Origin of the sequence: Symbioplanes lichenis, assembly GCF_030709675.1 — a bacterium.
Lineage (GTDB): Bacteria > Actinomycetota > Actinomycetes > Mycobacteriales > Micromonosporaceae > Actinoplanes > Actinoplanes lichenis.
This window is the reverse complement of the sequence record NZ_JAUZQD010000017.1, coordinates 125949-151731: the sequence shown is the minus strand read 5'-3', so window position 1 is coordinate 151731 and position 25783 is coordinate 125949. Positions and strand designations below refer to the sequence as shown.

The following is a 25783-nucleotide window of genomic DNA, read 5'->3' as shown; positions in this document are numbered from 1 at the left end:
GGCGCGGTCAGTCCTTGTACTCGGCGGCGGGCGGCTGCGGGGCCGGGCCCAGGTCGCCGAGCCAGCGCGTCCAGGTCCGCTGCCACGTGCCGTCGGCGCGGGCCTTCGCGAGCACAGCGTTCACGAACCGGGTGAACTCCGGGTGCTTCTTCGACAACGCGATCGCATAGGGCTCCTCCGAGAGGCGAGGACCGATGACCTTGGTGTACGGGTCCTGGGCCGCCAGCCCCGCGAGCACCGCGTCGTCGCCCGAGATCGCGGCCACCTCGTTGCGTTGCAGCGCGACCAGGCACTCGCCGAACGTGGGCCGGGCCACCGCCTCCAGCGGCAGGGCCGTGACGCTGGGCATCTTGTACGCCGCGATGGTCTGCAACGACGTCGACCCCTGGGCCGCGCACACCTTGGCGCCGGCCAGCCCGGCCAGGCTCTGCGCCCCGGAGTTGGTCGACACGAGCACGCGCTTGGCCGCCTGGTAGTAGACGGACGAGAAGTCGGCCTGGGTCCAGCGGGCACAGGTGGCGGTCATCGTGCCGGCGACGAGATCCACGCGGCCCTGCTGCGGGGCGGTGACGCGGTCGGCGTACCCGAGCACGCGAATGTCGATCTTGTCGGGGTCGCCGAAGATGGCCTGCGCGACCAGGCGCGCCAGGTCGACGTCGAAGCCCTCGACCGCGCCGGTCAGCGGGTTGCGCGAGCTGAACAGCAGCGTGTCCTGGCCCGTCCCGACGACCAGCTGGCCCTTGTCCTGGATGGTGCGCATGTACGAGCCCGCGGGCATCTTCCCCGGCTCCGGCAGCTCGTCCGGGGGCCGCAGGCTGGCCTTCGGGTTGCACGACGCGGCCGCCGGGGCGGGCGCCTGGGTGGCGGCGGGCGGCGCCTGCGGCAGCGAGATCTCGGGCAGCGACACGGCCGCCGAGCCGCACCCGGTCAGCGCGAGCAGGGCCGTCAGCGTCACGGCGAGCGCGGGGGAGCGCCTCATCGGTATTCCTCCAGCCGGGCGCGGATGCCGAGGCCGGCCAGCACGCAGAGGGCCAGCGCGAGCAGCGGGGCGAACACGGTCAGCACCCCGAGCCCCCGCCCGGCGGAGCCGATCTGGTCGGCGAACGCCTCGCGGCGGTCGGTCAGCGCGGAGTCCAGGCTGCCGGTGACCGCGGAGAACGTACTGGTGGTGCCCTTACCGACGGCGAGGTTCACAGCCTCGTCGTACGAGCCGTCCTGGTCGAGCTTGCGCACCTGGGCGTGCGCGGTGGCGTAGGCCGTGTGCCGGTCCCGCGCGGTCTCCACCATCTGCGCCGCCGAGGTGCCCCGCGTCGCGGCGGCCGCGTCGCCCAGCACCTCGCGCATCCGCGTGGCGGCGGTGTCGAAGTCGGTCTCGTACTGCCCGGTGCCGCCGGACCGGGAGACGAGCGTCAGCGCCTCGTCGCCGCGCTCGCGCAGGGCCAGCAGCCGGGCCTCGGCCAGCAGCGCGATCGGCCGCGATCCGTCGGCGGCGGTGCCGGCCAGATGGTCGCGCTGCAGCGTGAAGACGAAAGCCATCGTGGCGGCGAGCAGCAGGGTCACCCCGGTCGCGGCGACCAGCGGGACATTGAACGTGCGCCGGCTGATCCGGCTCACCTGCACCTGCACGGCGACCAGCGCGGCGAGCAGCACGACGATGAGTACGGTCAGCACCCGCGACCACCCCGGGGCGGTCGCGTCGCCGTAGCCGTCCGCCACCTCCCGCTGCGCCAGCCGGAGCAGCTGCTCCGCCCCGGGCTGCAGCTGGTCGCGGTTGAGCTGGGACGCCGTGGCGAGGAAGGAGGCGCCCACGGGCAGCCCCTGCCGGTTGTTCGCGCGGGCGGTGGCGACCAGGGCCGCGTACCGGGAGAGCCCGCCGTTGAGGGTCTGGATCGCCACGCCGGCCCCGCCCTCCGCCGGCGTGCGCCGCGCCGCCGAGGTGAGGGCCGTCGCCGCCCGCTCGAGGTCGTCGTCGAAGCGCTGGGTGAGGTCGGCCGGCTCCAGCCCGCCGGTCAGGAACGCCTGGGCCGCGGTGGCGTCGGCGTCCGCCAGGGCCGAGAAGACGGTCTCCGCCTCGAGCAGCAGCGGCTGGGCGTTGTCGCGCAGCCGGTCCGTCGCCGACGCGGCCGAGGCCGCCGTGACCGCGGCGGCCGTGCCCGTGAGCAGGCCGAGCGCCAGCAGACCGGCCAGGAGCAACCGCAACCGGCCCGGCGTCGTGCCGCGCTGCGCCCCGAGCCGGCGCAGGCGCGAGGCGGCCCGGCTGCGGCGGACCTTGCCCGGGGGCAGCGGCTCCGCGACCGCGGCGGCGTGCCGGGGGCCGGGAACGCCCGTGGCCGGCGGCGCCGGGCGGACCGGAGCAGGAGCGGGGCGTGGCGGAGCGGTCACACCGCCACTGTGCCCTACCCACGCAAACGATCAATCCCCCGTTCGGGTCTCAGTCCAGGGCTCGCTTGAGCAGTTTGCCCGTCGCGGTCATCGGCAAACTGTCCACGAAGGTCACGAGCCGCGGGTACTTGTACGTCGCCATCTGCTCCTTGCCCCAGGCCACGAGCTCCTCCTCGGTGACCGTGGCGCCCTCCTTGCGGATGACGTACGCCTTGACCTCCTCGCCGTGGCTCGGGTGCGGCACCCCGATGACCGCCGCCAGCGACACCCCGGGATGGGTCAGCAGCACTTCCTCGATCTCCCGCGGATAGACGTTGAAGCCGCCCCGGATGATCATGTCCTTGGCCCGGTCGACGATGTAGTACCAGCCGTCCTTGTCGCGCCGGCCCAGGTCACCGCTGCGGAACCAGCCGTCCCGCATGACCTCGGCGGTCGCGTCGGGCCGGTTGTAGTAGCCGCGCATGATGTTGTGCCCGCGGATCGCGATCTCGCCGATCTCGTCCGGCCCCTCGATCGGGCCCCACTCCGGATCGATGAGCTTGACCTCGACGCCCCAGACGGGCAGGCCGATCGAGCCCGGCCGCGGCTCGGCCCCGACCGGGCTGAACGTGGCGACGGGCGAGGTCTCGGACAGCCCGTACCCCTCCAGGATCGTCAGCCCGAGCCGCTCCTTGACCTCCTTGATGATCTCCACCGGGAGCGCCGACCCGCCGCTGACCGCCGTGCGCATGGTCCGGGCGATCCGCTCGACGTCCACCCCCGCGGTGAGCGCGTTGAGCAGGCCCCACCACATGGTCGGCACGCCCGCGAAGAAGGTGACGTTCTCGCTCTCCAGCAACTTCACCGCCCCGGCCGCCTCGAACCGCGGCATGAGCACGAGCGTCGCGGCGGTGGAGAACCCGGCGTTCATGTTCACCGTCGAGCCGAACGAGTGGAACAGCGGCAGCACGAGCAGGTGCGTCTCGTCCGCCTCCTTCGCCCCGAACAACCGGTTGCACGTCAGCGCGTTGAGGATCAGGTTGGAGTGGCTGAGCTCGGCGCCCTTGGCCTGCCCGGTGGTCCCGCTCGTGTAGAGGATGACCGCCGGGTCACCCTCGCCGGCCAGCACCGTCTCGAAGACCGGCGACTGGCCCACCATCGAGTTCGTGGCCGGGTCGGCGGTGATCAGGAAGAAGTGCTCGCAGCCGGGCGTCGCCTCGAAGCCCTTCTCGCCCTCCGCGCCCATGGGCAGCTCGGGCGTGCCCTCGAAGCAGAAGTACGCCTTCGCCTCCGAGTCGGCCAGGTGGTAGGCGATCTCGCGCCCCTTGAGCAGCACGTTCAGCGGCACCACGACCGCGCCGGCCTTGAGGATGCCGTAGTAGACCACCGGGAAGTACGGCAGGTTGGGGCAGGAGAGCGCGACCTTGTCGCCGGGCCGGACGCCCCGCTCCACGAGCAGGTTCGCCACCTGGTTCGCCGCCGCGTCCACCTGGGCGTAGGTCAGCCGCTGCGAGCCCAGCACCACCGCGGCCCGGTCCGGGTGGTGGCGGGCGCTGTCCTCGAGGAAAACGGACAGGTTGAGCATGGGAGCCTCCGGCGGTATGTGACGACCGTCTCAGCCAATCACGCGACGCGGGCTGGGTGAATACATCATTTCGGCTGGATCACTTCGGCTGGATCGTGAGGTCGCCCCTCGTCTGGGTGCGGATGTGGGCGCTCGCGAGCAGGGCGTGCGGGAAGCCGGGGTCGATCGCGCTGACCTCGTCCAGGCGGGCCAGCTGATCGTGGGTGAGCTCGGCGTCGAGGGCGCCCAGGTTGTCGTCGAGCTGCGCGAGCGTGCGGGCACCGAGCACGGGTGCGGCGACTCCCGGCTGCTGCAGGGCCCAGGCCAGAGCAACCTGCGCCGGCGTACGCCCGGACTGCGCGGCCACCTCCTTGACCACGGCGACGATCTCCCGGGCGCGCTCGGTGATGCCGCCCAGCGCGACGTTGAAGCTGTGCCGCGCGCTGTCCCCGGGGTCCTTCCCGGTGAGCACGCCCCCGGCCAGCGGCGACCACAGGGTCACGCCGAGCCCCAGCTCCTGCGCCATGGGGATCAGATCGCGTTCGCCCGTACGCTCGATAAGGTTGTACTCGATCTGCAGCGCGACCAGCGGGGCCCAGCCGCGCAGGTCGGCAATCGTCTGCATGCGCGCCACCTGCCAGGCCGGCGTGTTGGAGATCGCGACGTAGAGCACCTTGCCCTGGCGTACGAGATCGTCCAGCCCGCGCATGATCTCGTCGACCGGCGTCAGCGTGTCCCACACATGCAGCGTGAGCAGGTCCAGATAGTCCGTCCGCAGCTCACGCAGGCTCGTCTCCACCGACGCGAAGAGGTTCTTGCGACTGCTGCCGCCGGAGTTCGGGTCGCCGGGGCGGCGCAGCGTCGAGTACTTCGTCGCCAGCACCAGGCTCTCCCGCCGCCCGCGGGTGAACTCGCCCAGCAGCCGCTCCGACGTCCCGTAGGTGACGGCGGTGTCGACGAAGTTTCCGCCGCGCTCGACGTAGCGGTCGAATACCCGCCGCGCCTCGTCCGCCCCGGCGCCCCACCCCCACTCGTTGCCGAAGGTCGCCGCGCCCAGGGCCAGGGGCGAAACGCGCAGGCCGGAGCGGCCGAGCAGCCGATAGGTGTCGAGAGTGAGCGCCATGCGAATCCTCCAGGGCCGATGATCAGGTTCAGCCAGAAGTCTGCGTTCGCCTGGCGCCGGCGATAAGGGAGAACACTTCCTGGGAAGGCCGGTCCCACCCTCGCCGTGGCCGGCCCACGGTGTGGCGCTCGTGTTCGCCTCGTCGCGGTCGGCCGGTGGTGTGGCGCTCGGGTCGGCTCGTTCTGCCGGCGGCGTCGCTTGCTCGCTTTCGGCCTCGCGTGCTCGCTTTCGGCCTCGCGTGCTCGCTCTCGGCCTCGCGTGCTCGCTCTCGGTGGCGCGTGCTCGTTTCTTCGGTGGTCGCGGGCGCGGGAAGGCGGGTTCCGCTCGCGGTGTTGCGGCGATCATGACGACTCGCACCCTGGAGATGGCGGCCTTCCTGCGGAGCCGGCGGGAGCGGCTCGACCCGCGGGAGGCCGGCCTGCCGGAGCGCCGGCACTCGCGCCGGACGCCGGGGCTGCGCCGCGAGGAGGTCGCCGAGCTCGCCGGGATCAGCATCGACTACGTCGTGCGGCTGGAACAGGCCCGCGGGCTGCGCCCCTCGGCGGACGTCGTCGAGGGGCTGGCCCGGGCGCTCCGGCTGGCTCCCGACGAGCGTGCCTACCTCTTCGACCTGGCCGGGCAACGCCCCCGCACCGCCGGCCCGGCCGCCACCGCCGCCGCGCCCTCGCTGACCCGCCTGGTCGCCGATCTCGCGCCGCTGCCCGCCATGGTCCTGAACCACCGCTACGACATCCTCGCCTGGAACGACCCGATCGCGCGGCTGCTGCTCGACTTCGACACCCTGCCGCCCGAGCGCCGCAACGCCATGTGGATGTGCCTGCTGCGCCCCGAGATGCATGACCTCTACGCCGACCGGGAGAGCGTCGTGCGCGAGGCGATCGCCTACGTGCGCGCCGCCTGGGCCGCCCACCCCGGCGACGAGGTCCTGGCCGCCCTCGTCGCCGAGATCACCGCCGACCCCGCCCTCGCCCGCCGCTGGTCCGAGCGCGACGTGAAGGTGACCGGCCGCGGCCGCAAGCTGATGCGCCACCCCAGCGCGGGCCCGCTCACCGTGTCCTACGAGACCCTGGCGCCCCTCCAGGACCAGGACCAGCTCCTCGTCATCTGCCGCGTGTCCTGAGCGGCCCGTCGTCACCGGGCCGTCGTGCTCGCGACGCCACCCCGGCTCGCGGATGGTTCGCTGTCGTGGCACCGGGCTGCTCATGCTGCGTCCCTCCTCAGCGCTTCGCCGGCGCAGGGCCGGGGTGCTGGTGGTGGCCGCGGTCTCAGGTGGGTCGCCGGCGCAGGATCGGGATGCTGGTGGCGGCCACGGCGATGACGGCGCAGGTCAGGACCACGGCTGTGGCCTGGGTCCACGGGATCTGGAGGTCGACGGACTGGCCCACCTCGGCCTCCACCGCGCGGCGCATGCCCAGCAGCGTGACGAGCGCGACCCCGCCGCCGAGCACCGTGCCCGCCGCGACCGCCAGGAGGGCCTCGGCGCCGGCGACCCGGAGGGCGTGGACCGTGCCGCCGCCGGCCAGGCGCAGCGCCCGGAACTCGTCGCGGCGGGCGGCCGTGGCCATCAGCAGCGTGTTGGCGACGGCGAGGGCGGTCCAGCCGGCCGTCAGCGTGATCAGCACGAGCAGGAACACGCGGACGATGCCGTCCTCCTCCTCGATCAGCTCCTGGACGTAGTCGTGGCTGGTCAGCACCTTCAGGCCCGGCCCCGGCACGGCGGGCCCGGTCAGCAGGATGTGATCGGTGAGGGCGTCCGGGTCGTGCTCGCGCACCTGGGCCCGCGGCAGCGTGATCAACTCGGCCGGGCCGTCATGGGTGCCGGTGACGCGCAGCCGCACGGTCTCCCCGTCCGCGAACGTCACCTCCACCGCCGCCGGCCGATGCGCGATCCGGTCGGAGAGCACGGCGCCGGTCACATCCGTCTCGCCCGTCGCCTCGTACGCGGCCGTCGTGCCGTTCAGTGTCAGCACCACCTCGCTGGGCAGGGGCGCTTCGCCGGGCTGCCGGGCTGCCACGGCCTCGCTGATCCCGGGCGTGCCGTCGGGCGCCGCGACGTGGGAGACGGGCAGCTTCGCTGTCTCGTCGAGGCCGGTGCTCTCGTTGATCGTGGCGATGCTGCCGGTCAGGAGCACGGTGAAGCCCACGGTCAGGAGCACCGGCGCGGCCGTCGACGCGACCCGGCGTACCCCGGTCAGCGTGCCCTCGCGCACGAGCATCCCGGTCGCCGTGGTGCGCCACGGGCGGGTGAGGACGCGTACCAGGGGAACGATGACGACCGGCGCCAGCAGGGCCGCCGCCACCAGCAGGAGCATCGCCGCGCCCAGCGCCGCCGTGGTCTGGGTGGTCAGCGGCAGGGCGGGCAACGCCGCGGTGAGCGCCGCCCCGGCCAGCCCGCTCAGTGCCCCGGCCACCCCGCGCGGCCACGTCATCGCCCGGCGCTCGGCCGCCGCGTCCCGCAATGCCTCCAGCGCGGGCACCCGGCTCGACCGGCGCGCCGCGGCGGCCGCCCCGAGCAGCGCGACCACGATGCCGAGCCCGAACGATCCGGCCAGCACCAGCGGCTGAACCGTCGCCTCGAACCCCGCCGGCTCCAGCCCCGCCGCCACCATCGGCTCCGCGAGCAGCGGCGCGAGGAGGGCGCCGACGGGCACCCCGAGCAGGCCACCGAGGGTCGCCACGACGGCCGTCTCGGCGTACATCAGGCGTCTGACCTGACCTGGAGTGGCACCCACCGCGCGCAGCAGGCCGATCTCGCGCTGCCGCTGGGCCGCGCTCAGCGCGCAGGTCGACGCGATCACGAACACCGCCACGAACGCCCCGAGCACCACCATCGCGATGATCAGCTGCGCGCCGAGCCAGCGGGTCCGGGTGATCTCCTCGTCCTCGAGACCGGCGCGGTCCGCGATCGCGCCGGCCCCGCCCGGTGCAGCGTCGCCGTGATCGCCCACCTGCCCGCCGTCCGGCCCGCGCTCCTGGAGCACGGCTCGGACCCGGTCGACGTCCGGCCGCCCGGTCAGACCGATCACGCGTACGCCACCCGCCCTCTTCCTGGCGTCGCTGTCGGTCACGTAGAGCCCGGGGCCGTCGGTGGTGCCGGTGACGGTCCACGTCTCCGGGCCGCGCGCCGTGAGAACCTCGATCCTGGTGCCGGGCGGCTGGTGCGAGACCACTTCCTTCGTACGGGCCGGAGCGCGCCCCGCCGTCAGCCGGTAGCCGCCGAGCGTTGCCGACGACCACGAGTGTCCCTTGGTCTCCTCCGTCTTCAGCTGTTGCGCGTCTTCTCCCCGTTGCGCGGCTTGCGCCGGCTGGGCCGTTTCGAGCTGCTGGGCGTAGAAGACCGGGTCGGGCACCGCTCTCGTCACGCCGGGGACCTGGGCCAGCCGGGCGGCGAGGTCGTCGGCCTCGCCGGCTGTCCACGAGCGATAGTCGGTGTAGCCGTCCGAGCCCTTGCCGACGCTCGGGGAGTGGACGAGGACCGGGGCGGCGTCGTAGCGCTCGGGGGCTTGCGGGCGTGACGACGCCCAGAGGGTGACCGCGCCCGCGATCAGGGCCACGCCGAGGGCGACGGCCACGCATGTGCCCGCGAAGGCGGCGAAGCGGTGCCGCACCATGCTCCACGCGAGGCTCATCGCTCCTCCAGCTCGGCCATGCGGACCGCGATCTCGGTGGCGTGGGACGGGGCGGCCAGCCGGCCGGCGAGGCGTCCGTCCGCGAGGAAGACGACCTGGTCGGCGTGGGCCGCAGCGTAAGGGTCGTGGGTGACCATGACGATCGTCTGCGAGTGCCGGTCGACGGCGAGCCGCAGCAGGCGCAGCACCTCGCGGGACGCCTTGGTGTCCAGGGCGCCGGTCGGCTCGTCGGCGAACAGCACCGCCGGCCGGCTCACCAGGGCGCGCGCGAGGGCCACCCGCTGCTGCTGCCCGCCGGACAGCTCGCTCGGGCGGTGCCCGGCCCGGTCCGCCAGACCCACCTCGGCCAGCATCGCCGCGACCTGTCCGGGCGCCGGGCGCTTGCCGGCCAGGCGCAGGGGGAGGGCGACATTCTGCTCGGCGCTCAGCGCGGGGATGAGATTGAACGCCTGGAAGACGAAGCCGACCCGCTCGCGCCGCAGCCGCGTCAGCGCCCGCTCGGACAGGCTGCCCACCGCGACGCCGTCGATGATCACGTCGCCGCTCGTCGCCCGGTCGAGGCCGGCGGCACAACGCAGCAATGTGGACTTGCCGGAGCCGGACGGGCCCATGACCGCGGTGAAGGTGGCGGGCGGGATCGCCAGGTCGACGGCGTCGAGCGCGGTCACGGCCGTGCCGGCGTCATAGACTCTGGTGACGGCTCGGAGCTCGACCGCGGTGCGGAGCTGGGTGATGGACATGCCGGCAAGACTCGCTCGTTTTCCGGCTGCTGTCGGTAGCACCTGCTAGCCAATAAGAGTATCGCCTGCACTACCGACGAAGCCGATTGCGCGCGGTAGCTTGGCCGCCATGCCTGTCCGCAACGCCCTCGAGGCGCTCACGATGCGACCGACCCGGTTCCTGGTGTCGTCGTGGCCGTGGCGCTCGCTGGCCTATCTGGCCGGCGGGGCGGTCGTCGGCTTCGCGACGCTCTTCGCCGTGGGCGCGATGCTGGGCGCGGGCCTGGTGCTGTCGGTCGTGGTCGTCGGGCTGGCGGGCTACGTGGCGACGCTGCTCTGCGGGGTCGCCGTGGGGCGCCTCGAGCGCTGGCGGATGCGGCTGATCGACCACGACCTGCTGCCCGACCCGCACCGCCGGCCGCCCGCGCCGGGGCTGCGCAGCTGGCTGACGCTCCGGCTCCGCGAGCAGGCGACGTGGCGCGAGCTGGGCTACACGATGGTGTCCGCGGCCGTGCTGTGCTGGATGGACGCCGCCGTGGTGACGCTGGCTCTGTTCGTGCCGGCGGCCTTCTTCTTCGGGCCGTTCTACATGGACGAGCGCTCACTGTGGCTCACCATCCCGCTGATGGCCGTGGCGCCCGTCGCCCTGGTCATCGCGGCCTACCCGGTCACGGCCTGGGCCGGTGCCCGCGCCGCGATGGCCCGCGCGATCCTCGCCCCGCGCAGCGACGACGCCGACGCCAAGCTCGTCGAGGTCACCCGCTCGCGCGCCCGTCTCGTCGACGCCTTCGAGGTCGAGCGCCGCCGCATCGAGCGCGACCTGCACGACGGCGCCCAGCAGCGGCTCGTCGCCCTCAGCCTGCAGCTCGGCCTGGCCCGGCTCGAGGTGCCGCCCGGCTCACCGGCGGCGACCTCCCTCGCGACGGCGCAGAGCCTCGCGCGGGAGACCCTCGCCGAGCTGCGCGAGCTGATCCGGGGCGTGCACCCCAAGATCCTCACCGACCGGGGCCTCGCGGCCGCGGTGGGCGAGGCGGCCGGCCACGCGCCCGTGCCGGTCGACCTCGACCTGCGGCTCACCGGGCGGCTGCCCGAGCCGGTCGAGGTGACGGCCTACTTCGTCGTGGTCGAGGCCCTCGCCAACGTGGCCAAGCACAGCCAGGCGACCCGGGCGGCAGTTTCGGCCGCTGTGCTCACGGGGCGGTTGATCCTCGACGTTCGTGACGACGGGCGCGGAGGCGCCGATCCGCAACGCGGCACCGGTCTCGTCGGCCTGGCGGACCGCGTCGCCGCTGTCGACGGCAGCGTGGCCCTGTCGAGCCCACCCGGCGGTCCCACCCTCGTGCACGTCGAGATCCCGTGCGTGCCATGACCACACGGCAGTGTGGCCCTGTCGAGCCCGCCCGGCGGCTCTACCCTCGTGCACGTCGAGATCCCGTGCGTGCCATGACCGCCTCGAGCCGGGACCTCTGCGGGCTGCAGCCGTCGAACGTTGTGGTGGGGCTTGGCGTGTGGTGGTGCGATGGGGCTCACGTGCGGGTCGTGAGGGTTGGCGGAGCGGGGCCGGTGGGCGGGTTGTGAGGATTGGTGTGGGGCGGGGGTTGTTGTGCGGGTGGTGATCGCCGAGGACGGGCTGATCGTCCGGGAGGGGATCGCCGGGATGTTGCGGCGGTTCGGGCACGAGGTGGTGGCTGCGGTCGGTGATGCGCCCGGCCTGCTGGCTGCCGTGCCGGAGTGTCGGCCGGATGTGGTGGTGACCGATGTCCGGATGCCGCCGGGGTTCAGTGACGAGGGGCTTCAGGCGGCCATCGCGTTGCGCGCCGCGGATCCGGAGTTGCCAGTGGTGGTGCTCAGTCAGTATGTCGAGCAGACCTACGCCGCCGAGTTGCTCGACTCGGGGCGGTCGGCGGGCGTCGGCTACCTCTTGAAGGATCGGATCGGCGAGGTGACCGAGTTCGTGGAGGCGGTGCAGCAGGTGGCCGCCGGTCGCACGGTCGTCGATCCCGAGGTCGTCCGTCAGCTTCTCGGCCGTCGTCAGGATCCGCTCCGGCGCCTGACGACCCGGGAGCGCGAGGTTCTCGCCCTCATGGCCGAGGGCCGGTCGAACGCCGCGATCGCGCGCACCCTCAGCGTCAGCGAGGCAGCCGTGGCCAAGCACATCGGGAGCCTCCTGGCCAAGCTCGACCTCCCGCCCGCCTCCGACGACCATCGGCGGGTCCGGGCCGTTCTCACCTACCTGCGGGAGGGCTGACCGGTTCCGGCCCAGGCCTCACCATCGTCGCCGGCCTCGCCGCCGCCCGGGGCAGCCGCGTCTGGTGGCCAGGGCCGCCGGCCGGGGATGGCGCGCGGGGCTGTGCCGGGCTCAGGCCGGCGGACGGGGTGCTCGGGCGGCGCTGGGCTTGTCGGCCGGGACCGATCCTGGCGGGAGTGGCGAACCGGGGGCCGCGACCGTGGCGGACTCGGGCTGAGCGGCCCGGAGGTGGGCCAGGACCAGCGGATCGATGGCGGCGGGGACGATGCGCTCCTCGAGGTTCTCGATGCCGGCCCACGAGGCGAGCGCCTCGTCCAGATCGCCCGAATGGCCGGCGGCGGACAGGCGGTCGCGCACCTCGTCGGCCAGCGGGCCGGTCAGCTCCAGCAATGTCGCCGGGTCGGGACGCTCGAAGTAGAGCGTGTGCATCTCCAGCAGGCGCCCCAGCTCGGTGACCGGCGCGGCGTGATCGTCCACGCGCAGGTCGACGAGGACGTCGCTGGTGCCGCCGTAGCCCATGCCCTTGGCCACCACCAGCAGCGCCGCGCTCTGGCGGCCGCGCCGGTCGCCGCCCGCGTCGTCGCCGGCCCGGAGCGCGGCGAGCAGCCTATGGGCCAGGCGGTCGATGCTGGTGCCGGCGAGCCATGCGGCCTCCATCTTCTCGACGACCTGGGGGCCGGCGAGCATGTTGCCCTGGATGGCGTAGCCGTCGCCGGCCGTGCCGCCCGCCCAGTCGTGGCACGCCGTGCCGGTGAAGGTGGCGCCGTCGCCGGTGGGGCCGACCACGCCGACCTGCCGGTGGTCGACCGGCCCGGCGTCCCCGGCGAGCAGCGCCGCCACGGTCTCGGTCGCGGCGACGCCCGTGCCCAGGAGGGCGAGGGCCTGCGGGCGGTAGGCCAGGTTGGCGTACGACTGGGTCGCCACCGCCCCGACGTCGGCCAGCGCCGCCGGCACCGCCGCGCCCACGCCCAGGAACTTGCTGGCCACCGCCACACCCAGCGCGCGGCCGTCGGCCGAGCGCGCCACGATCGAGAACGTCATGGGCGCACGTTAGCGGACCCGTAACACAGCAGGAGAAGACTGGCCCCGACTACCTCCCGCCGTGCCTCGCCGCCTGCCCTCGGCGGGGCCGGCCGCGAACCGGGCCCCGGCTGCCGCCCCCGCCGGTCGCCGGGCCCGGTTCCCGCCGCTGCGGGCGGGCCGGGTGGTTGCCGGCACACGACCCGCCCGCAGCCCCAGTCTCGGAGGCAGACGACTCGCCCACGGCTTACAAAGGCCCGACGGCGTCAGCGGTGCTTTCCGAGCGTCTTGTACGTGACGAGCGGCACTGTGGTCGCCACCGGCGTGGCGAGACCATGGCGGGTGAGGTCGCCGATGACCTGCTCGATGCGCTTGTACGCGCCGGGCGCCTCCTCGAACAGCAGCTGACGGTCGCCGCAGACGACGTGGGATCCCAGCGGCGTCCGGCGCAGCTCCTCGACGGTGTGCTTCGCCTTGTTGCGCCGCAGGGCGTCGGAGCGGGACATCTTGCGGCCGGCCCCGTGCGCCACCGACCAGTTGGCGCCGGCCCCGGCGTGCCCCTTCACCAGGTACGAGCGGGTGCCCCGCGTGCCGGCCACGAGCACGTCGCGCCCGTCGCCGTTCGCCGCGCCCTTCCGGTGCAGGAAGAGGCCGTCCCGGACCTCGACGGAGTTGTGGCACTCGTCGACGATCGCCGGCTGGGCGGTGGCGCCGAGCGCCTCGGCGACGCGGGCGGCCATGAGGCGGCGGTTCAGTGATCCCCAGCGTACGGCCTCGTCGTGCTGTTGCAGGTACGAGTCGGCGTCCGGCGCCGGGCCCGCGCCGTGGACTTCCGTGTGGGCGCGCAGGATGCGTTCGCCCAGTCCGCGTGAGCCACTGTGGACGATCAGCACGAGCTCGGTCTCCGCGACGGGGTGGGACTTGTCGTGCACCTCGTCGACCCGGGCGAGCTCGACGAAGTGGTTGCCCCGGCCGACGGTGGCGAGCTGGTCGGCGTACCCGGCGGGAAGGTTGCCGAAGCCGAGGCCGGCGAGATCGACGAGGCCGGGGTCCAGCGGGGTGTCGAGGTCGGGGAAGCGCGCGGCGAGGCGCTCGGGCACCGGGCGCTTGAGGCGGATCGGGAAGACCGCGATCCCGCAGCCGATGTCCGAGCCGACGAGGAAGGGTGGGATGCTCTTCCTGGCACGTGAAGGGGTGTGACGGATCGGTGGCCCGCTCGCGGCAAAGAGCGCGGCAGCGCTGATCAGAACGTCATGCGAAGACTGTCGCCCGCCACGACCCCCTCCCGCAACATCTTTTCGAGCGCCGGCCCCCTGTGATGCGGCGCGCAAAGAGGCGAGCGGCCAATCGGGCGGGATCGGCGCGAAATACGCTGGGAGGGTGAGTGCGGCAGGGGAGACGGTGGCGGGGATCGTCGGCGGGCGGATCGCGTACGAGAGCGGCCTCGACCTGCTCACCGTCGCGCCCGCCGCGGAGGTCGATCCGGTGCTGGCCGGGGCGTTGTTCGACGGCGTGGCCCGGCTGTTCCGGGCCGGGTGGCAGCCCGTCGAGCTGCACCGGGTGGTCGCCCGCCGGGGTGACCCGGCCGCCGCGCCGCTGATCGCCGACGCCACGGCCGCCCATCTGCGCCACTTCAAGCCGCGCGCGGTCGATGCCCGGTGGCGGGAGCAGGCCGGCGAGCTCGGGGCGAAGGTCTGGTGGGGCGCGGACGCCACCTATCTGACCGAGGTGACCCGGCACCGCCGCGCCGACCGGGTGACCCTGATCGACGCGGTGCTCGGGACGCTCCGGGTGCTGGCCACGTTGCCGCCGATCGAGACGCTCGTTCCCCCGCCGGGGCAGGTCGCGCGGGTCGCCGGCGCCGGCACCAGGACAGACAACGCCCTGCTCAACCGGGTGCGGGCGCTGCTGGCGAAGGCGGAGTCGACGACCTTCCCGGCCGAGGCGGAGGCGTTCAGCGCCAAGGCGCAGGAGCTGATCTCGAAGCACAGCCTGGACGAGGCGGTGCTGGCGGGCGGCGCCGACGGGATCACGGTGACCCCGCACGCGCGGCGCATCGGCATCGATCACCCGTACGAGAGTGAGAAGGCCTCGCTGCTGGACGCGGTGGCCCGGGCCAACCGGTGCCACGTGGTGTGGTCGCCGGAGTTCGGGTTCGCGACGGTCTTCGGGTTCGAGGCGGATCTGGCGGCGGTCGATCTGCTGCAGGCGTCCCTGCTGGTGCAGGCGCATCGGGCGATGTCGCGAGCCGAGCCGCCGGGCGGGAAGGCGGGGCGGGCGCGGCTCAAGACGTTCCGGCAGTCGTTCCTGGTCGGCTATGCGGTGCGGATCGGGGAGCGGCTCGCGGAGGCCGACCGGGCGGCGCTGGCCGGGGCCCGGGACGCCGCGTCGCTGCTGCCGGTGCTGGCCTCGCGCGAGGTCCAGGTGAAAGAAGCAAGAGACAAGGCCTTCCCGCGTACGGTCCGGGGGCGCGGTTTCCGGGTGGACAACGAGGAGGGCTGGGAGTCGGGGCGCAGCGCCGCCGATCAGGCCACTCTGCATTGATCACCAAGAGTGTGATCTTGACTCCACTGTGTAGGCTGTGGGGTCGTGGAGACGACAACAGTGGCACGGATCACACTCGACTACGGGGACGCGGAAGCGACCGATCAGGCGGCCCTGCGGCTGCTCGCCGAGCTGCGGGGGCTCGACGAGGTGCGCCGGGCCGAGCGCGAGCGGGTGCCGGTCGCGGCCGGTGACCGGCCCGGCGGTGACCTGCGCAGTCCCGAGATCATCGCCGTCGGCACGCTGCTGGCCACGATCGCCATGACCCCCGAGGTGCTGGGCGGCGTGCTCAGCTATCTGGGGGAGTGGCTGCACCGGCCGGGCAACCGGCGCGGCTCGATCCACCTGCGCATGCCCGACGGCAAGGAGATCGCGCTGGACAACCCGTCGGCCGAGGAGCGCCGGAAGCTGATCGACGCCTTCATTCGGGAGATGAGGCGACGCTGAGCCCCGAACCGCCCCCGGGCCCGCGGCGGCGGGCTCTGATCATCGCCACCGAGTCGTACCGGGACGCCCGGTACGACCGGCTGCCCGGAACCGCGCGCGACGCCGACGAGCTGCGGGCTGTCCTCGCGGCGCCCGGCATCGGCGGCTTCGAGGTCGAGGTGCTGCGGGATCCGACGTTGCACGCGGCGGCCGGGGGCGTGGCGCGGTTCTTCGCCGAGGCCGGGCCCGAGGACACGCTGCTGCTGCACATCGCCGGGCACGGGGTGCGCAACGACAAGGGGCGGCTGTTCTTCGCCGTCGAGGACACGCAGCCGGGCGAGCTGTTCCACACCGCGCTGGCCGCGCCCGACGTCGCCGGCGAGATGGAGAGCAGCGCGGCCCGGCGCATCGTCGTGTTGCTGGACTGCTGTTACGCCGGGGCGTTCGACGAGACGCCGGCGCTGATGATCGCGTCGCCGTTCGTGCCGAAGCCGCTGGGGACCGCGGCGGGCCGGATGCCCCGGGACGGGCGCGGGCATGTCGTGATCGCGGCCGCGACGAGCGTGCAGCAGGCGATCGAGGGCAACACGGGCGGGATCTTCACCCGCTGTGTCGTGCACGGCCTGGCCACCGGCGCCGCCGACCTGAACGGCGACGGCGTCGTCGACACCCACGAGCTCTTCCTCCACGTCGCCGAGCGGATGCGCGAGCTCGGGGCCACGGCGAGCCAGCAGCCCACGTACACGGCGCACAACGTGATCGGGCTGCTGCGCGTCGCCACCCGCCCCGGCGCCGAAGTGCCGCAGGTCGTCGAGGTGCCGCCCGCCCGGCCGGCCCCGCCTCCCGTACGCGGGAAAAGCCGCGGGCAGTGGGCCCAGCTGGCCGCACCCGCCGCAGCCGCCCTCCTCTTCGCCGGCTGCGCCGTCCAGGCCGACAGCCGGGTCGCCGACGGTGGCTGTCCCGCCCCGGCGCGCGTCCGGGTGGCCGCCGACCCCGCCGGGCTCGCCGCCTCGCGCCAGCTCGCCGAGGCCTTCGAGGACTGGGTCGCGCGGGGCCGCCACGGCTGCCGCACCGCCGACCTCTACGTCTATCCGGTGCCGGGTGCCACGATGGCCGACGGGCTGCGCACCGGCTGGGGCACCGACGAGAACGGCCGCGCGTACCTGGCGGAGGTCGGACCCCACCCGGACCTGTGGCTGCCCGGCGCCGACAGCGATCTCCCGCCGCCCGGCGACGACCCGATCCACACCGTCCGTCAGGTGGCCGAGACCCCGATCGTGCTCGGCGTCCCCGCCCGGGTGAAACTGCCCGCCGGACAGCGCGCCGAGAAGAGCTGGCCCGAGCTCTTCGCGCTGGCCCGGAAGGCCGGCGGCGTCGTCCGCGCCGACCCGGCCGACTCGGCGGTGGCGCTGATGGCCACCACCAAGCTCTACGACGACGGGACTGTCGGCGCGACCACGGCGCGCGACCAGATCGAGCGGCCGATCGAGCAGGCCGCCGACGCGGGCCGCTTCCCGCTGGACAGCGAGACGGACCTGCTCTGCCGCCAGGGCCGGCTCCGCGGCCGCACGTCGCTCGTGCTCACCGAGCAGCAGCTCGTCCGGTTCAACCAGGGCAGCTCGCCGTGTCTCGAGGCCGTCGCGGCGCCCGGCCCGCAGGACCGGCTGATCGCCTACTATCCCGAGCTCACCCCCAAGGTCGCCAAGAGCGTGGTGACCCTGCACTGGCCGTTGCGGGTGCAGTCGACGCGGGTCCAGGAGGTGGCGGACTGGTTCGCGCGGTGGCTCGTGCAGCCGGACGGGCGCGCCGAGCTGCTGCGGGCCGGGCTGCGGCCGACGGGGATCGCCATCGGCGCGCCGCTGACCGGCGCCCTCGGGGCCGACCCGGACTGGCCGTTCTCTCGGATCGCCGAGCCCGAGCCCGCGGCCGCCACCCGCCGCAAGATCACCGCGAGCTACGAGGCCGCGCGCCGGGCCGGGCGGTTCCTGGTGGCGCTGGACGCGTCCGGGTCCATGGACACCGTGACCGCCGACCCGACGCGGACCCGCTGGGAGAGCGCCCTCGCCGCGGTGGAGCGCGCGGCCGGGCGGCTCGGCGGCCGCGACCGGCTGGGCCTCATGACCTTCGCCGGGGAGTCGGTCCGGGAGGTGCTGCCGGTCGCGCCCCGCGGCGCCCGGGCCCCTTCCCAGGTACGCGCGGCAGTCGCGCCCGTCACCCCGCAGGGCGGCACCCCCCTGTACGCGGCCATCGCGCGCGGCACCGACATCCTGCGCGCCGGCTCGGGGCGGGACGACCTGCGCGCCCTCGTCGTCCTGACCGACGGCCGGGACAGCAGTGGCCGGCCGCCGCCCGCGGTGAGCCGATCGGCGGGCGTGCGCGTGTTCGTCATAGCCACCGGCGACGTGAGCTGCGCCGGCGCGAAGCTCGACCGGCTGGCGGCCGGCACCGGGGGCCGCTGTTTCGACGCGGGCCAGGACTCGCCGGAGTCGGTCCTGACGGGGATGTTCCGGGCGGTGTGGGGATGAGAGGGAAGCCGTGGTGGCTCTTCGCCATCGGCAACGTGACCGGCGCGGCGCTGGTGGCGGCGCTGTTCCTGTGGGGACCGTTCGTCGCCGAGCCCGAGCTGGAGCCCGGTGAGCTGGTCGTCCTCAGCGGAGCCGATGACAGCTCCGGTGGCCAGAGGCAGGCTCTGATCGAACTCTGGAACAAGAGCCACCCCCGCAACCAGGCCCGCATCGAGCCGATCCCGCGCGTCGCCGACGAGCAGCTGATCGAGATGATGGCCCGGGCCCAGGACACCGAGACGGACATCTTCAACCTCGACTCGACGTGGACGGCGCTCTTCGCGCACCCGCCGTCGGGGCGCCCGCTCATCCGGCCGATCGACGCGGGCCGGCTGGCCGTACCCCCGGAGCGGTCCTTCATGAAGAAGCCCCTGGAGACCTGCGTCTACGACGGCAAGCTGTGGGCGCTGCCCTTCAACACCGACGCCGGGCTGCTCTACTATCGCGCCGACCAGGGCTTGAAGGGACCGTTCACCTGGGCCGACATCAAGCCGCGGCCCGGCTTCGAGGCCGCGTACACCGGGCAGCTCGGCGACTACGAGGGCCTCACGGTCAACATCCTCGAGGCGGTCTGGGCCGAGGGCGGCGACCTGACGATCGACGAGGGCGGCACGGTCACCCTCGACCTGGCCAAGTGGGACGCGGCGGTCGAGCGGCTCAAGCCGGGGCCGGTGGTGCTGCGGGACTCGACGACGTTCGAGGAGACGGGCAGCCGGACCGCCTTCGCGGACGGACGGGTGCTCTTCATGCGCAACTGGCCGGTCGCCTATCGCGCGATGCAGAGCAGCGACTCCCCGGTGCCCTTCGCCGTCGATCGCCTGCCCGGCCCGAGCGTCCTGGGCGGCCAGAACCTCGCCGTCAGCGAGCGCAGCGAGCAGCCCCGGGCGGCCCAGGCGCTCATCGAGTTCCTGACCAGCGAGCCCAGCCAGCGCACCCTCTTCGACCCGGGCGGTTTCGCCGCCACGCGCGCCCGCGTCTACGAGGACGAGACGATCAAGAAGCGGTTCCCGTACGCCGAAACCCTGCGCGCCGCCGTCGACAGCGCCCGCCTGCGCCCCGTGTCGCCGTACTATGTGGACTTCAGCGAGGTCCTGCACACCGAGGTCGCCAAGGTGCTGACCGGCCAGGCCCCGCAGTTGCCCCGGAACCTGGCCGCCCAGCTGAGCAGTGCTCTACGAGGTCGCTAGGTGCGCCTGTCGCATCTTGTCGAAGGACTTCGGCTCGCTCGGCGTGGTCAGCGTGGAGACCACGGCCGGCTTGGACGGGGTGAAGAGCCACGCCTCGAACAGCTCGTCGAGCTGCTGACCGGAGATCTTCTCGGCCAGGGCGATGAAGTCGTCCGTGGTCGCGTTGCCGTGCCGGTGGTCCGCGACCCACGTACGCAGGATGGTGAAGAAGTCGTCGTCACCGACCGTCTTGCGCAGCTGGTGCAGGGTCATGGCGCCGCGGTCGTAGACGGAGTTGCTGAACAGGTCCGGGACGCCCGGGTCGCCCGGCGGGACGCTCCACACGTCGTCGGGGGCCGTGGCGTAGACGAAGTCGAACACCTCGTCGGCCGTGCCCTCGCCCTGCTTCTCCGACCACAGCCACTCGGCGTAGCTGGCGAAGCCCTCGTTCAGCCAGATGTCGCGCCACTGCTCGAGCGACACCGAGTCACCGAAGTACTGGTGGGCGTTTTCGTGCACGACGACGTACGTGTTGGAGCCGCCCCGGAAGAAGTTCGCCGAGTAGTTCGGGCGCGTCTGGTTCTCCAGCGCGAAACCGAGCGTGTTCGGCGGCGTGACGACACCGCCGCGCGCGTTGAACGGCCACGGGCCGAAGACCGTGGTCTCCCAGTCGGTGATCTCGGCCGTACGCTCGACGCTGGCCCGCGCGGCGGCGTCGAAGTCGTCCGGCAGCAGCTCCGAGTAGGCGTTGATGACCGGGGTGCCGTCCGCCGTCACGTCGCGCGTGATGTCGTACTGGCCGATGGTGATGAACGCCAGATAGGTGGCCTGCGGGGCGGGTGACCGCCAGTACCACCGGGTCCAGCCGAGCAGCTCCCGGGTGTTGGCCCGCGGCTGCACGCCGTTGCTGAGCACCTCCACGCCGTCCGGCACGGCGACCGAGACGTCGAAGGTCGCCTTGTCCGCCGGGTGGTCGTTGCTCGGGAACCACCACCACGCCTCTTCCGGCTCGCCGACCGCGGCGGCGCCGTCCGGCGTGCGGATCCAGGCGGTGTAGCCCGCGGCCACCTTGCTCGACGGCACGCCCGAGTACTGCACGACGATCGTCGCGGACTGCCCCGCGGCGAGCGTGCGCGCCGGCGTGACGACCAGCTCGTGGTCGCCCTCGCGGCGGAACGTGGCGGGCCGGTTGTTCACCTGCACCGACGCGACGTCGAGCACGAAGTCGAGGTGGAACGAGCGCAGGTCCTGCTCGGCGGTAGCGAGGATCGTGGTCGTGCCGGTCAGCCGGTCCGAGTCGGGCCAGTAGCGCAATCGGATGTCGTAGTGGGAGACGTCGTACCCGCCGTTGCCGTAGTCCGGGTAGTACACGTCGCCGATCCCGGCGCTGCCGTCCACGGGGGCGGCCTGCGCGGGGGTGCCCGTTCCGGCGAGAACGAGCGCGGTGGCGGCTGCGGCCACCAGAAGTCGTCGCACGGTCGAACGTCCTTTCCTCCGGCGGGCCCGGGGGCCCGCGAGGTCGAGTCGGCCCGAACCTATCGAACTTCATCGAGACCGGCGCCCCCTGTGTCATTGATCCTTGTGAAAACCTTGACGGGTGGAAGCACTGCGGCACCTCGGCGACCGGCTCGCCGCCCTGGGCTGGGTGACGGACCTCCTCGTCGCCGGCTCGCTGGCGACCCCCGCACCCTGCTGCCACCCATGACCCCCGACGACGTACGGGCCGCCGCCCGCGCCGAGCTCACCGGTTACTGGGCGTGGGCCGCCCGCCGCCCCTGGTTCTTCCTGGACCCGGCCTTCGCCGACCTGAGCCTGACCTCGATGGCCCGCGGCCGCCACGCCGTCGCCACCGGCACCCTGCTCACCAAGTCCCGCGCCGCCACCCAGGTCGCCGGCCCGCCCGCGCTGGTCGCCGCGGTGACCGCGCGCCGCCGCGGCGAACCGGTCACCTCCCCGCGCCTGCGCACCGCCCTGACCGCCTGGCGCGACGCCCGCCGCACCACTAAAGCGGCTGCTTTCTCACCCGGCCGGCCTTAGGCTGCGGCGATGACCGCCCACCTCGACGCCATCTGTTTCGCGGCGTTGCACCCCGCCGGCCTCGCCCGCTTCTGGTCCGATGTCCTCGGCCGCCCGCTCGTCGACGACCCCCACGCCGACGCCGCCCTGGCCCCTGTCGTCGAGGGCGGCTACCGCATCCGCTTCCGGCACACCACCACGCCGAAGACCGTCCAGAACTTGGCCCACTTCGACCTGACCAGCACCTCGCTCGAGGACCAGCAGGAGAAGGTCGCGCGGATCCTCGAGCTGGGCGGCAAGCACTGGGACGTCGGCCAGACCGGCGACGAGGGGCACGTGGTGCTCGCCGACCCGGAGGACAACGAGGTCGACGTCATCGAGCCCGGCAACAATTTCCTCAAGGACACCGGCCTGATCGGCGCCCTCGCCGGCGACGGGTCGCCCGCGGTGGGTCAATTCTGGAGTTCGGCCCTGGGCTGGCCCCTCGTCTGGGATCAGGACGAGGAAACCGCCATCCAGTCCCCGCGCGGTGGCACGAAGATCACCTGGGGTGGCCCGCCCTACGGCGACCGCACGGGCGCCGACCGCGTGACCTTCGACCTCGCCGCGCCGGCCGCCGACCTCGACCGCCTGGTCGCCTTGGGCGCGACCCTTGTCGACGGGCCCGACGACCGGGGGCGCTACGCCCTCACCGACCCCGACGGCACCCCCTTCCGCGTCCTCACCTGATCGGCGGTTTCTCCCGGGCGTCGACGCGTCCCGCCCTGCCGTCGGCATGCTGGGGGGTGCTGCCGGACATCGAGCCGGGCATGCACTAGAAGTCATGACCTTCGAGAAGCTCCACGGTATCCGGCTTCCCGAAGAGTTCCGCCAGTTCGTCACCCGCGTCGGTCACGGCGGATACGGCCCCACTTACGGGCTGCTTCCCATGAACCGGTGGCTGAGCGGACCAGCTCGGCCCGGCGGAGCGTTCCCACTGATCCCGGATGCGGAGCTTCCCGAGAAGTTCACCGAAGGATACAGCGATGACCTTCGTCCATATCCTGGCGCTGTCACCGTGGTGTACCGCGGTTGCTCGGATTACACCGTCCTGGTGGTCGCTGGACCCGGTCACGGCCGTCTGGCCGAAGTCAACGCCGACCGGTTCTTCGCGCCCTACTTTCATTCCGACGCCGGCTTTCTTTCCTGGTACGAGCGATGGCTTGACTTCACCTTGTCCGGACATCGGGACCTGACGTGGTTCGCACAGCAGATGGCCGGAGACGAGGGCGAACTGCTCACGACCCTGCTCGCCGATGCGCGTGCCACCCGGCGGCGGGCCGCCGCGTACACATTCATCACCTACCCGGCGCCGAGCCGCTCCCTCCCGACAGTTCTGTCACAGGCTCTGTCGACGGAACCGCATCCGACGGTACGAGAAACAATCGTGCGAGCGATGGCTGCCCAAGGAGAACGTGGTCGCTCGTTGCTTCCCGTGGCCATGACGGATCCGTCGCCTCGTGTTCGATCTCTTGCGGCCATCATGATGTGCACGAATGCACCCGGTGGCCGACACTTGGCTCCCCGACTGGCGCATGCACTCAGCAATTTCCTCAAGACTGAGCAGGACGACTCGGTACGCGACGCAATCCGCCGATCACTCAGCCACGCGTGACGACGGCACGTAAGCCGCTGCAAGAACCAGGAATTGGCCGCGATCTCACGCTTCAGCCGCACTCGGCCCGCCGCGGTCAGCGCGCGGCAGGACCAGGGTCCGATATGAGCCGGGCCAAGTTGCCGGCGTGCTCAGCAGGCGGAAGCGCTCAGTGCGCCGGACCGTCGTACGGCATCCGGCGCAACCAGGCCGGCATGGCCCCGTCCTGGGTCGCCTGCCGCAGGTCGTCGACCATGGCGACCAGTTCGGCGGGCGTCAGGTCCTCCGCGCCGCCGACGAAAAGGTCCGTCCGGCGAACGGCGGTGACGTCGACGACCGGACCGTAGAACAGGTTCAGGATCGCCTCGCCGGCCGGCCCGCGGATCTCGACTCGCCAGGTGGGATCCATGCCGGGCGCGTCGAGCGGACCGTCCACAGTGCAGTCGCTGTCGGCCGGCTGCCGGTCGGCCCAGGACCGGAGGGCGGCGCCGAGCTCGAGGTCGCGGCTCTCGTACGGCCGGTGGGACTCCACGCCGGGCAGCATAAGGGTCGGTCGGCACAGATCCGGATGCAGCGTGGCCGGCCGCCCCGGCGAGGGGGGCGACCGGCCACCGGACCAGCGGAACTACCGGCCCGCTCCCACCAGGTCAGACGGCGACGAGGGAGACGACGGGGTGACGGCCTCCGGGGCCCGCAGCCGCTCGCCCTCCACGTCCACGTCCGGCAACATGCGGTCCAGCCGGCGCGGCAGCGACCACGCCCGCCGCCCGAGCAGCGTCATCACGGCCGGGACCAGGGTCATGCGGACGACGAAGGCGTCGAAGAGGATGGCGGCGGCGAGGGCGAAGCCGATGGACTTGATGGTGGGGTCGGGCGCCAGGACGAAGCCGGCGAAGACGCTGATCATGATGATGGCGGCGGCGGTGACGACGCGGGCGCCGTGGGCGAAGCCGTTGACGACGGCGTCGCGGGGGGACGCGCCGTGGACGTGTTCCTCGCGCATGCGGCTGACCAGGAAGACCTCGTAGTCCATGGCCAGGCCGAAGACGATGCCGATCAACAGGACGGGGATCATGCTGACGATCGGGCCGGTCGCGGCGACGCCGAAGACGTCGGCCAGCCAGCCCCACTGGAAGACCGCGACCACCGCGCCGAACGTCGCGACCACGCTGAGCAGGAAGCCCGCGATCGCCTTCACCGGCACGAGCAGCGACCGGAAGAGCAAGGTCAACAGCAGGAACGCCAGGACCACGATCACTGCCAGGTACGGACCCAGCGCGTCACCCATCCGCGCGGCGATGTCGATGTTCACGGCGGTGAGGCCGGTCACGACCAGTCCGTTGTCGCGGATGGCGTGCACCAGGTCGGTCGTCCGCGCGTCGTCGGGACCGCTGGCCGGGACGACCTGCAGGATCGCGGTGTCCCCGGCCGGGTTGACCACGGGCGGGGTCACCATGGCGACGTCGGGCAGCGACCGCACGGTGGCGGCCGCCTGATCGGCCCCGGCGGCGTCGACGACCACGACGAGCGGCCCGTTGAAGCCCGGTCCGAATCCGTCGGCCAGCAGGTCGTACGCCTTCCGCTGGGTTGTCTCGGGGCCGGCCACGTTGTCGCCGGGCAGCCCGAGTCGCAGGTCCAGCGCCGGAATCGCCACGACCAGCAGCCCGAGCACCGACGCGACCGTCCAGAGCACCGGCCGCCGCGTCACCAGCTGGGCCCACCGCCGCCCAGCGGGAGAAGCCCCCCGGAAGACCCGCCGCGACTTGGCGACCCGCGGCCCGGCGAAGCCCAGCATCGCGGGCAGCAGGGTCAGCGCGATCACGACGGCCACCACGACCGCCCCGGCGGCGGCCAGGCCCATCTGCGTCAGGAACGGGATGTTGACGACGGCCAGCGCAGCCAGCGCGATGACGACGGTCAGCCCGGCGAAGGTGACGGCCGAGCCCGCGGTGCCGGTCGCGTGCCCGGCGGCCTCGATGGGCGTACGCCCGGCGGCGAGCTCGTGCCGGTAGCGCGACACGATGAACAAGGCGTAGTCGATCGCGACCGCCAGCCCGAGCATCAGCGCGAGGATCGGCGTGTTGCTGCTGAGGTCGACGAAGCCGCTGAGGATCTGGACGCCGGCCATCGCGGCGGCCACCCCGAAGACGGCGGTGAGCAGCGGCAGCCCGGCGGCGACGAGCGAGCCGAAGGTGATCAGCAGCACCAGGGCGGCGATGCCGAAGCCGATGACCTCGCCCGCGCCCATCTCGACCGGCGTCTGCAGCGCGTCGCCGCCCGCCTCGACGGTCAGTCCCGCGGCCCGGGCGGGGTCGCCGGCCCCGGTGAGCGCCTCCCGGTCGGCCTCGGTCAGGCCGGGCGGCTGCACCTTGTACGTGACCTGGGCATACGCCACGGTCCCGGTCGGGTTGACCGCCTGCATCGGGTCGGTCACGTCGGCGACCTGAGCGCCCTTGCGCAGCTCGGCGACGGTCTCCTCGATCGCGGCGCGCTCCGACGAGAGCCGGGTGCCGGCCGGGGCGGCGAAGACGACGCGGGCCTGCGCGTTGCCGGCCCCCGCCTGCGGGAACCGGGCGGCGAGCAGGTCCTGGGCCTCCTGCGCCGGGGTGCCCGGGATCTCGAAGCTGTCCGCGGTCGGCCCGCTCAGGGTGAACGCCCCGGCGCCGAGGGCCGCGATCACCGCGAGCCACAGCGCCAGGACCAGTCGGCGGCGGCGGAAGCTGAGCTTCCCGAGCCGGTACAGGTAGGTAGCCATGGCACAGAACCCTTC

At 73.2% G+C, this 25783-nt stretch carries 20 protein-coding genes and 1 pseudogene; 10 read left to right on the top strand and 11 right to left on the bottom strand.

The genetic code is table 11. The features are described 5' to 3' along the window. Positions 1-7: 7 nt before the first annotated feature. From RAN62_RS34230 to RAN62_RS34215, 4 genes are all read right to left on the bottom strand, one after another. A complete protein-coding gene (locus RAN62_RS34230; protein ID WP_305788985.1) occupies positions 8-979 on the bottom strand; it encodes a glutamate ABC transporter substrate-binding protein in 972 nt (323 codons plus the stop codon). Beyond that, positions 976-2382 carry a GlnX family signal transduction membrane protein gene (locus tag RAN62_RS34225; RefSeq protein WP_305788984.1) on the bottom strand — a complete coding sequence of 469 codons (1407 nt, stop codon included), beginning with the start codon at positions 2380-2382 and terminating at the stop codon, positions 976-978. Before RAN62_RS34225 ends, RAN62_RS34230 begins: the two co-directional genes overlap by 4 nt. A 49-nt stretch (positions 2383-2431) precedes the next feature. After that, positions 2432-3946, bottom strand: a complete 1515-nt coding sequence (locus RAN62_RS34220) for a long-chain-fatty-acid--CoA ligase (protein ID WP_305788983.1) — start codon at positions 3944-3946, stop codon at positions 2432-2434. A gap of 79 nt (positions 3947-4025) precedes the next feature. Continuing rightward, positions 4026-5048: an aldo/keto reductase gene (locus RAN62_RS34215; RefSeq protein ID WP_305788982.1), complete on the bottom strand. Its 1023-nt coding sequence runs from the start codon at positions 5046-5048 to the stop codon at positions 4026-4028. 343 nt (positions 5049-5391) lie between these two features. Between RAN62_RS34215 and RAN62_RS34210 the strand changes: the two genes are divergently transcribed. After that, a complete protein-coding gene (locus tag RAN62_RS34210; protein ID WP_305788981.1) occupies positions 5392-6168 on the top strand; it encodes a helix-turn-helix transcriptional regulator in 777 nt (258 codons plus the stop codon). Positions 6169-6313: 145 nt separating this feature from the next. Here RAN62_RS34210 and RAN62_RS34205 read toward each other — a convergent pair whose 3' ends face one another. Next, positions 6314-8677 (bottom strand): ABC transporter permease, encoded by a 2364-nt coding sequence (locus RAN62_RS34205; RefSeq protein ID WP_305788980.1) that lies wholly within the window; start codon positions 8675-8677, stop codon positions 6314-6316. Continuing rightward, a complete protein-coding gene (locus RAN62_RS34200; RefSeq protein ID WP_305788979.1) occupies positions 8674-9417 on the bottom strand; it encodes an ABC transporter ATP-binding protein in 744 nt (247 codons plus the stop codon). The genes RAN62_RS34205 and RAN62_RS34200 overlap by 4 nt, the downstream gene beginning before the upstream one ends. Positions 9418-9526: 109 nt before the next feature. Between RAN62_RS34200 and RAN62_RS34195 the strand changes: the two genes are divergently transcribed. Together RAN62_RS34195 and RAN62_RS34190 are read left to right on the top strand one after the other, a co-directional pair. Further along, positions 9527-10765: a sensor histidine kinase gene (locus RAN62_RS34195; RefSeq protein ID WP_305788978.1), complete on the top strand. Its 1239-nt coding sequence runs from the start codon at positions 9527-9529 to the stop codon at positions 10763-10765. A 234-nt stretch (positions 10766-10999) separates the two neighbouring features. Further along, positions 11000-11644, top strand: a complete 645-nt coding sequence (locus tag RAN62_RS34190; protein ID WP_305788977.1) for a response regulator — start codon at positions 11000-11002, stop codon at positions 11642-11644. Positions 11645-11755: 111 nt separating this feature from the next. Here the strand turns inward: RAN62_RS34190 and RAN62_RS34185 are convergent, their stop codons facing one another. Together RAN62_RS34185 and RAN62_RS34180 are read right to left on the bottom strand one after the other, a co-directional pair. Continuing rightward, on the bottom strand, positions 11756-12685 hold the full coding sequence (locus tag RAN62_RS34185; RefSeq protein ID WP_305788976.1) for a DUF1028 domain-containing protein: 930 nt from the start codon (positions 12683-12685) through the stop codon (positions 11756-11758). 245 nt (positions 12686-12930) lie between these two features. Next, positions 12931-13830 (bottom strand): annotated as a pseudogene (locus tag RAN62_RS34180) (RtcB family protein); the annotation flags it as partial. A gap of 214 nt (positions 13831-14044) precedes the next feature. On the opposite strand from RAN62_RS34180, the gene RAN62_RS34175 reads away from it, so the two are divergent. From RAN62_RS34175 to RAN62_RS34160, 4 genes are read left to right on the top strand one after another with little or no spacing between them, the layout of a single operon-like run. Beyond that, complete coding sequence (locus tag RAN62_RS34175) at positions 14045-15208, top strand: DUF2786 domain-containing protein (protein ID WP_305788975.1); 1164 nt, start codon at positions 14045-14047, stop codon at positions 15206-15208. Positions 15209-15253: 45 nt separating this feature from the next. Further along, positions 15254-15655, top strand: coding sequence for a hypothetical protein (locus tag RAN62_RS34170; RefSeq protein WP_305788974.1), 402 nt, complete (start codon positions 15254-15256; stop codon positions 15653-15655). After that, entirely contained in the window at positions 15652-18159 is a 2508-nt protein-coding gene (locus RAN62_RS34165; RefSeq protein ID WP_305789077.1) for a caspase, EACC1-associated type, read from the top strand. The genes RAN62_RS34170 and RAN62_RS34165 overlap by 4 nt, the downstream gene beginning before the upstream one ends. Then, positions 18156-19385, top strand: a complete 1230-nt coding sequence (locus RAN62_RS34160) for an extracellular solute-binding protein (RefSeq protein WP_305788973.1) — start codon at positions 18156-18158, stop codon at positions 19383-19385. The genes RAN62_RS34165 and RAN62_RS34160 overlap by 4 nt, the downstream gene beginning before the upstream one ends. Here the strand turns inward: RAN62_RS34160 and RAN62_RS34155 are convergent. Continuing rightward, entirely contained in the window at positions 19371-20840 is a 1470-nt protein-coding gene (locus tag RAN62_RS34155; protein ID WP_305788972.1) for a M1 family metallopeptidase, read from the bottom strand. The genes RAN62_RS34160 and RAN62_RS34155 overlap by 15 nt on opposite strands. Before the next feature lie 225 nt (positions 20841-21065). On the opposite strand from RAN62_RS34155, the gene RAN62_RS34150 reads away from it, so the two are divergent. The 3 genes from RAN62_RS34150 (at position 21066) to RAN62_RS34140 (ending at position 23034) form a co-directional block, all read left to right on the top strand. Beyond that, positions 21066-21401 carry a hypothetical protein gene (locus RAN62_RS34150; RefSeq protein WP_305788971.1) on the top strand — a complete coding sequence of 112 codons (336 nt, stop codon included), beginning with the start codon at positions 21066-21068 and terminating at the stop codon, positions 21399-21401. 9 nt (positions 21402-21410) lie between these two features. Next, the gene (locus RAN62_RS34145; protein WP_305788970.1) at positions 21411-22109 is read left to right on the top strand and encodes a VOC family protein; all 699 of its coding nucleotides are present in this window, start codon (positions 21411-21413) and stop codon (positions 22107-22109) included. Positions 22110-22203: 94 nt separating this feature from the next. Continuing rightward, positions 22204-23034 (top strand): SMI1/KNR4 family protein, encoded by an 831-nt coding sequence (locus RAN62_RS34140; RefSeq protein WP_305788969.1) that lies wholly within the window; start codon positions 22204-22206, stop codon positions 23032-23034. 148 nt (positions 23035-23182) lie between these two features. On the opposite strand, the gene RAN62_RS34135 is transcribed toward RAN62_RS34140, so the two are convergent. Together RAN62_RS34135 and RAN62_RS34130 are read right to left on the bottom strand one after the other, a co-directional pair. Next, positions 23183-23545: a hypothetical protein gene (locus tag RAN62_RS34135; RefSeq protein WP_305788968.1), complete on the bottom strand. Its 363-nt coding sequence runs from the start codon at positions 23543-23545 to the stop codon at positions 23183-23185. A gap of 93 nt (positions 23546-23638) precedes the next feature. Continuing rightward, positions 23639-25768, bottom strand: a complete 2130-nt coding sequence (locus RAN62_RS34130; protein ID WP_305788967.1) for an MMPL family transporter — start codon at positions 25766-25768, stop codon at positions 23639-23641. Between the last annotated feature and the right edge of the window lie 15 nt (positions 25769-25783).

What these genes read in the sequence shown, in the direction of transcription:
- RAN62_RS34230 (WP_305788985.1), bottom strand. Translation starts at nt 979, where the DNA reads ATGAGGCGCTCCCCCGCGCTCGCCGTGACGCTGACGGCCCTGCTCGCG.
- RAN62_RS34220 (WP_305788983.1), bottom strand. Translation starts at nt 3,946, where the DNA reads ATGCTCAACCTGTCCGTTTTCCTCGAGGACAGCGCCCGCCACCACCCG.
- RAN62_RS34215 (WP_305788982.1), bottom strand. Translation starts at nt 5,048, where the DNA reads ATGGCGCTCACTCTCGACACCTATCGGCTGCTCGGCCGCTCCGGCCTG.
- RAN62_RS34210 (WP_305788981.1), top strand. Translation starts at nt 5,392, where the DNA reads ATGACGACTCGCACCCTGGAGATGGCGGCCTTCCTGCGGAGCCGGCGG.
- RAN62_RS34205 (WP_305788980.1), bottom strand. Translation starts at nt 8,677, where the DNA reads ATGAGCCTCGCGTGGAGCATGGTGCGGCACCGCTTCGCCGCCTTCGCG.
- RAN62_RS34200 (WP_305788979.1), bottom strand. Translation starts at nt 9,417, where the DNA reads ATGTCCATCACCCAGCTCCGCACCGCGGTCGAGCTCCGAGCCGTCACC.
- RAN62_RS34195 (WP_305788978.1), top strand. Translation starts at nt 9,527, where the DNA reads ATGCCTGTCCGCAACGCCCTCGAGGCGCTCACGATGCGACCGACCCGG.
- RAN62_RS34185 (WP_305788976.1), bottom strand. Translation starts at nt 12,685, where the DNA reads ATGACGTTCTCGATCGTGGCGCGCTCGGCCGACGGCCGCGCGCTGGGT.
- RAN62_RS34160 (WP_305788973.1), top strand. Translation starts at nt 18,156, where the DNA reads ATGAGAGGGAAGCCGTGGTGGCTCTTCGCCATCGGCAACGTGACCGGC.
- RAN62_RS34150 (WP_305788971.1), top strand. Translation starts at nt 21,066, where the DNA reads ATGACCCCCGACGACGTACGGGCCGCCGCCCGCGCCGAGCTCACCGGT.
- RAN62_RS34145 (WP_305788970.1), top strand. Translation starts at nt 21,411, where the DNA reads ATGACCGCCCACCTCGACGCCATCTGTTTCGCGGCGTTGCACCCCGCC.
- RAN62_RS34140 (WP_305788969.1), top strand. Translation starts at nt 22,204, where the DNA reads ATGACCTTCGAGAAGCTCCACGGTATCCGGCTTCCCGAAGAGTTCCGC.
- RAN62_RS34130 (WP_305788967.1), bottom strand. Translation starts at nt 25,768, where the DNA reads ATGGCTACCTACCTGTACCGGCTCGGGAAGCTCAGCTTCCGCCGCCGC.